The sequence below is a fragment of the Kitasatospora sp. NPDC058965 genome (genome assembly GCF_042741245.1).
In the GTDB taxonomy this organism is placed as follows: Bacteria; Actinomycetota; Actinomycetes; order Streptomycetales; family Streptomycetaceae; genus Kitasatospora.
In genome coordinates, this window is the sequence record NZ_JBHYKG010000377.1 from 1 (window position 1) to 7,604 (window position 7,604).

Consider the following 7,604-nt stretch of genomic DNA (forward strand, 5'->3'; position numbering starts at 1 on the left):
GTGGCGGAGCCGAAGGGCTCGCGGGAGTTGAAGCCGCATCAGGTGGCGGCGCCGGTGTGGCCGAAGGCGGGCACGCAGACCGCGCCGGTGGGCGGTGCGCCGACGGCGGGCGTGGCGTTCGCGGCGACGGACGCGGTGCAGCCGGTGGCGGTGCCGTTCGCGCCGGCGTCGACGCCGGCCTCGGTGCAGGTGAACACCGTCAACCACACCACCGCCGAGGCGGCCGGGGTCGACGGTCTGATGGTGGGTCTGACCCGTCAGGACGGGTCGGGTGCGACCGGCAAGGTGTCGGTCTCGCTCGACTACGGTGCGGTGGCGCAGGCGTACGGCGGCGGGTGGGCCTCGCGGTTGCACCTGGTGCAGCTGCCGGCCTGTGCGCAGACGACGCCCCAGCTGGCGCAGTGTCAGACGCAGACCCCGCTGGCGACGACCAACGACCCGGTGACGCACCGGCTCACCGCCGGCGTGGCGCTGCCCGCCTCGGGCGGGTCGAGCGCGCCGCGGGCGATGAGCATGATGGCCGCGCCGATGGCCGCCGCCGCGGCGAGCACCACGGTCGCGGCGGTGGCGGGCAGCAGCGGCTCGCAGGGTGACTACACCGCCACCTCGCTCTCCGCCTCGGGCAGCTGGTCGCAGTCGGCCTCGGGTGCGTTCACCTACGACTACCCCATCCCGGTGCCGCCGGCTCTGGGCGGGACCGCTCCGGCGGTCGGCCTGTCCTACAACTCGCAGTCGGTGGACGGGGAGACCTCGGCCCGCAACTCGCAGTCCTCCTGGATCGGCGACGGCTGGGGCTACAGCCCGGGCTTCATCGAGCGCTCCTACAAGTCGTGCTCCAACGACGGGATCGCCAAGTCCGCCGACGAGTGCTGGGCCGGCTCGAACGCGACGATCTCGCTCGGCTCGCACAACGGCCAGCTGGTGCGGGACGGCAGCGGGGTCTTCCACGTCCAGAACGACGACGGCACCAAGGTGGAACTGCTCACCGGTGCGTCGAACGGGCTGTGGAACGGTGAGTACTTCAAGGTCACCACGACCGACGGCACCGCCTACTACCTGGGCCTGAACCACTCCCCGGGCACCACCTCCGACCCGGCCACCAACTCCGCGTGGGGCGTGCCGGTCTACACACCGAAGTCGGGCGACCCGTGCTACGACAGCAGCAAGGGCAACAACTCCTTCTGCGCGAACATGGGTTACCGGTTCAACCTGGACTTCGTGGTCGACCCGCACGGCAACGTGCAGCGCTACGACTGGGCGACCGAGTCGAACTTCTACAACATGGGCTACGGCCAGGTCGCGCAGTCCGGCGCCGGCGGAACCATGACCCAGTACACCCGCGGCGGCTACCTGACCCAGATCTCCTACGGGTACCAGCTGGCCGACGAGCAGGCGGGCCACGACCCGGCCGCCAAGGTGGTCTTCAGCACGGCGCAGCGCTGCGTGACGGACCCGACCACCTGCCAGGCGTCCAACCTGAACAGCAGCACGGCGCCGAACTGGCCGGACACCCCGTACGACCTCAACTGCACCAGCTCGATGGCGACCTCCGGGACCGGCAGCAACGTCTGCCAGGTCGGTGCCCCGACCTTCTGGTCCAGCTACCGGCTGCAGTCGATCAAGACCTCGGTGAAGAACGGCTCCGCCTGGCAGGACGTGGACTCGTGGGCGCTGACCCACCTGTTCTCGGACGCCGGCGGCACGATGGACCCGGTGACCGGCAAGACGGTGGACCCGAAGGACGCGGGCGCGCTGCAGTCGGTCATGTGGCTGTCCCAGATCCAGCACACCGGCCTGGACACCAGCGCGGGCGGCACGGGCACCCTCGCCCTCGACCCGGTGACCTTCACCGGCGTCGAGACGGACAACCGGGTCGACGGCCTGACGCCGGCGGCGCCGCCGCTGTACCACCCGCGGATCTCCAGCCTGCAGACGGAGACTGGCGAGTCGATCGCCGTCACCTACCGCGCGCCCGAGTGCTCGCGGGTCAACAACACCATGCCGGCGTCCCCGGACTCCGACACCATGGCCTGCTACAACGTCAACTGGACCACCCCGGGCGGCGTCACGCCGATCAGCGACTGGTTCCAGAAGACGCTGGTCGCCCAGGTGTCGGACAACGACGCCACCAAGGCCGGCTCGCCCGCCAAGGTGACCACCTACACCTACAGTGGCGGTGCGGCCTGGCACCGGGACGACAGCGACCTGACGGACGACCAGTACCGCACCTGGAACGACTTCCGCGGCTACCGCACCGTCACCACCACCACCGGCTCCGCCCCGGACCCGATCACCCAGACGGTGACGAACTACTTCCAGGGCATGGACGGCGACTACAAGGCCGACGGCAGCAAGCGCTCCGTCAGCCTGACCAACTCGCTCGGCGAGAGCACGCCGGACAGCCCGTGGCTGGCCGGCAGCGCGCAGGAGACCGACCAGGACAACCAGGCCGGTGGCTCGGTCGTCGGCCGGACCCTGGCCGAGCCCGAGACCACCACGGTCACGGTCACCTCGCCGCGCACCGCCTGGACCGCCAAGACCCCGGCCCCGGCGACGCTGTCCACCCTGCCGGACCTGACGGCCCGCCGGCTGCAGTCCTCCAGCTCCAAGACGCAGGCCCTGCTGGCCAACGGCAGCTGGCGGACCGACCAGTCCAACGCGACCTACGACAGCCTCGGCCGGCCGCAGCAGGTGGACAACAAGGGCGACATCGCGGCGCCCGGCCAGGAGGTGTGCACCACCACCAGCTACGCCAACCCGCCGGCGTCCAACCCGATGATGCTCAGCTACCCGAGCGAGTCGGTCTCGGTCTCCGGTCCGTGCGGGACCGCAGCCGGCAGCGGCAGCACGGTCAGCGACCGGCGGCTGTTCTACGACGGTGACGGCAGCCTCGGCAACCCCGGCACCTTCGGCCAGCTCGGCGCGAACGCCTACGTCACCGCCACCCAGACGGTGCAGTCGTACGACGCGTCGGGCAACCCGGTCTTCCAGACGCTGAACGCGCAGAGCTACGACCAGTACGGCCGCGTCACCAAGCAGCTCGACGCGGCGGGTGCGGCGACCGGCACCAGCTACTCCCCGGCCACGGCGACGATGCCGACCTCGGTCAGCACCACCAATCCGCTGGGCTGGACCGAGACCAGGACGGTCGCCGCCGGGCGGTCGCTGGTCACCCACGTGGTCGACCCGAACGGCCGGATCACGGACGCGACCTACGACCCGCTGGGTCGGCGCACCGCGGTCTGGGCGCCCGGTCGCGCGATGGCCACGCAGAGCGCGGACAAGCAGTTCAGCTACGCGGTGCACGGCGCCGGGGCGAACCCCGACCCGTCCAGCGTGACGACGCGGACCCTGCGCGAGGACGGCAGCTACGGGGTCTCGGTGGAGATCCTCGACGGCTTCCTGCAGAGCCGGCAGACCCAGACGACCACCGCCGACAACTCGGCCGGCCGACTGATCACCTCGGTCCACTACGACAGCCACGGCTGGGCCCACTCCAGTTCCGGCACCTTCGCCGACACCACCACGGCGCCGGGCGCGACCCTGTTCGTCGAGACCGAGAACACGCTGCCGCAGGAGACGGTGGACGCCTACGACGGCCTCGGCCGCCAGACCACCCGGACGCTCTACTCCAAGGCCGCCCCGCTCTGGTCGGCGACCACCGCCTACCCGGGCGCGGACGAGACCGACTTCACCCCGCCCGCCGGCGGCACCGCCGAGAGCGTCTTCAGTGACGGGCTCGGGCGCAAGACGTCGACCGTCAAGCACGGCGGCACCGGTGTCGGGGACATCACCACCGGCTACCGCTACGACTTCGCGGGCCGGCTCGCCACCGTCAAGGACACCGGTGGGAACACCTGGTCGTACTCCTACGACCTGACGGGGCACCAGACCGCACAGACCGACCCGGACACCGGTACCACCCGGACCACGTACGACCAGCTCGGCCGCACCGCGACCACCACGGACGCCCGGGGCCAGGTGCTCGGCTTCACGTACGACGTGCTGGGTCGCAAGACCGGGGAGTACGCGGGCGCCAACACCGGCGACCAGACCAAGCAGCTCGCCGGCTGGAGCTACGACACGCTGGCCAAGGGCCTGCCGACCTCATCGACCCGCTACGTCGGCGGCTCGGGCACCGGTGGCAGCGCCTACGTCCAGGCGGTGACCGGCTACGACACCGCCTACCAGCCGACCGGAACCACCGTGACGCTCCCGGCGGCCGAGGGCGGGCTGGCGGGCACCTACACCGTCACCTCGAAGTACACCCCCACCACCGGTCTGCTGTCGGACACGGTGTACGGCTCCGAGGGCGGCCTGCCCGCGGAGGACCTGGGCTACGGGTACAACCTGCAGGGCGGCCTGGTCTCGACGGGTTCGGACTTCGCGCCGTACCTGGACCTGGCGTCCTACAGCCCGCTGGGCCAGATCCAGCAGTCCACCTACGGCGTGCTCGGCAAGCAGCTGCGCACCGCGCAGACCTACGACGACGCGACGGGGCGCCCGAGCACCAACCGGGTGAGCCTCCAGACGGCGTCGACCAACCCGATCTCGGCCACCAGCTACACCTTCGACCAGGCCGGCAACCTGACGGCCAGCAGCGAGCTGCAGTCCTCGGGCGGCGCCGACCAGGCCTACGACACCCAGTGCTTCCAGTACGACGGGCTGCGCCGGCTGACCCAGGCCTGGACCGACACCGCCGGCACCACGGCGCCGACGGCCGGTCAGCTCGGCCACTGCGCCACGGCCAACCCGGCCCCGGCCACCCTCGGCGGCCCGGCCCCGTACTGGACCAGCTGGCAGTACAACTCCCTGGGCGACCGCACCCAGCAGGTCCAGCACGACCTGACCGGCGCGAGCGCCAACGACACCGTCCAGACGCCGGCCTACCCCAGCAACGGGGTCCAGCCCAACACCGCGACCTCGGTCGGCACCACCGGCGCGACGGGCAGTTCCGTGCTCACCGCCCAGTACGACCCGGCGGGCAACACCACCAGGCGCACCGCCACCGCGGCGAGCGCCCTGGTCTCCGGCCTGACGCCGAGCGGCGGCAGGCTCTGCCTGGACGACTACCACTCGTCCACCGCCGAGCAGAACCCGGTGGACATCTACACCTGCAACGCCAGCAGCGCACAGACCTGGACCGTCGGCACCGACGGGACCGTGCGCGTCCTCGGCAAGTGCCTGGACACCGCGGGCGGCGCCACCGGCACCGGCACCAAGGTCGTCCTGGCGACCTGCACCGGCACCGGCACCCAGGTGTGGGGCACCAACACCAACGGCTCGCTGTCCCACAAGCAGAGCGGCCTGTGCCTGGACGACCCGAGCAGCTCCACCACCCCGGGCACCCAGGTCCAGATCTACACCTGCAACGGCAGCAACGCCCAGAAGTGGACGCCGGCGGGCTCCGGCACCGCCGTGCTGGCAGGCCAGAGCCAGACCTTCACGTACGACGCCGAAGGCCTGATCCAGTCGGTCAGCACCACGACCGGCACCGGCAGCGCGCAGAACACCGGCTACCTGTACGACGCCGACGGCGCCCTGCTGATCCAGCGTTCGCCGACCGGCACCGTGCTCTACCTGTTCAGCGGGGCCGAGCAGCTCACGCTGGCCACCGGGGCGACCAAGCCGACCGGGACGCGCTACTACAGCCACCCCGACGGCACGGTGATCGTCCGCACCAGCGCCGGCAAGCTGAGCTACCAGCCGGCCAATCCGCAGCACACCGCGCAGCTCCAGGTGGACGCCGGCACCCTGGCGATCACCCGGCGCGCCTACGACCCGTACGGCACCCCGCGCGGCACGGTTCCGGGCAGCTGGGCCGACAACCGGGGCTTCCTCGGCCAGCCGACCGACTCGGTGACCGGGCTCGACCTGCTCGGCGCCCGCCACTACGACGCGGCGCTCGGCCGCTTCCTCAGCGCCGACCCGGTGCTGGAGGTCAACGACCCGCGCCAGATGGGCGGGTACAGCTACGCGGCGGACAGTCCGACCAACGGCAGCGACCCCACCGGCCTGGACTTCTGGGACGACCTGGGCGACTACGCGATGGACGCGGGCGCGTTCGTGGCCGGCGTCGCGGTCGGCGCGGCCCTGGTGGCCTGCGTCGGCACCGTGGTGGTCGCACCGGAGTGCGTGGCCGCGGGGGCGCTGATCTTCGAGACCGGCGTCTGCCTGGCCGGCGGCGACCCGGGCCCGGGTGCGCCGGAGGTCCCGCGCGACCCGGCGGTGCGCGACGACCCGCCGATCCCGTACAGCGAGACCCCGCAGGAGCTGCGGGACGACATGGCCCCGAAGAACCGCGGCCACGTCGACCCGCCGACCGGCACCGACACCCCGGTCGACGACACGCCCGGCGGCGCGTCCGCGCCCGCCGGCGACGACAGCGGCAGCAGTTCCTCGGGCGGCGGTGGTGGCTCGAACGGCGGCTCCGGCTCAGGTGGTTCGTCCGGCGGTCCGTCCGGCGGCGGCCACTCGCACGGCGGCCACTCGCGCAGCCGCGGGAGCGGCTCGGCCGGGGCGAGCGGCCACGGCCACGTGGTGGAGGACGAGCCGGGCTGCAGCTTCAGCCCGGAGACCCAGGTGCTGATGGCCGACGGAAGTGCCAAGGCCATCGCGGACGTCAAGCCCGGTGACCTGGTGCAGTCCGCCGACCAGGCGACCGCGACCGACCAGGGCGGCCACCGGGTGACCGCCACCGTCGTCCGCGCGGACGAGGACCTGGTCGACCTGACGGTGCAGAACCCGGACGGCAGCCAGTCGACCGTGCACACCACCGCCAACCACCCGTTCTGGGACGAGACCACGCACACCTTCACCCCCGCCGGGGACCTGAAGGCGGGCGAGGACCTCAAGAGCAGCACCGGCCAGCGGGTCCGGGTGCTCGGGGTGCGGCTGATCGCCGGCCTCAAGGCGATGTACAACCTCACCGTCGACCGGCTGCACACGTACTACGTGCTGGCCGGGCGGACTCCGGTGCTGGTGCACAACGTCTGCCTCACCCAGGGCAAGATGGAGGACGGCGACCACCTGGTGCTGGGTGTCAACGGGCCGAACTCGGGCGACAAGCTGACCGCGGCGCTGAACGCGAAGGACGGCGGCAACCGGTTCACGCTCAACGGGAAGAAGCCCTGGGGTGACATGGGCGTCGCCAAGCCCAAGTGGATGGAGGCGGTCGAGGCGGCCGCGGGCAACCCGCGGATCAAGATCTCCTTCGCCCTGGACGGCCTGCTGGACGAGAACGAGAAGCCCTACGCGTCCGCGCAGGAGACCCTGAACGGCACCCTGCCGCGCGGTCGGGCGGTGGCCAGCACCAACTTCCAGAACATGCAGAAGTCGGGCAACCAGACGGCCTGGGAGCTGGCCACCGTGGTCCGCGCGGTGGTGATGGCCCAGGCCGACCTGAAGTACGACGGCGAGACCACCGGTCGCGCCGACTGGAACTCCATCGAGTGGTACTGGCAGGGCGAGAAGGTCGAGCTGGACCAGCCGCCGTGGGCGACGGAACAGAGGTGAACCACCGCGGTGGGGGCGTCCCGACAATACGGGGGCGCGCCCCGGCGGGTTTTACGTCAGTACCCTTGAAGAACCAGGTTTGCAGCGGC

General features: G+C 71.8%; 2 protein-coding genes. One reads left to right on the forward strand and one right to left on the reverse strand.

All coding sequences use genetic code 11. The features are described from left to right. Positions 1-38: 38 nt before the first annotated feature. A complete protein-coding gene (locus tag ACFW1A_RS36060; RefSeq protein WP_380416988.1) occupies positions 39-203 on the reverse strand; it encodes a hypothetical protein in 165 nt (54 codons plus the stop codon). Here ACFW1A_RS36060 and ACFW1A_RS36065 point away from each other — a divergent pair. Further along, positions 190-7,515: a ricin-type beta-trefoil lectin domain protein gene (locus tag ACFW1A_RS36065; protein WP_380416990.1), complete on the forward strand. Its 7,326-nt coding sequence runs from the start codon at positions 190-192 to the stop codon at positions 7,513-7,515. The genes ACFW1A_RS36060 and ACFW1A_RS36065 overlap by 14 nt on opposite strands. The last annotated feature ends 89 nt before the right edge of the window (positions 7,516-7,604 follow it).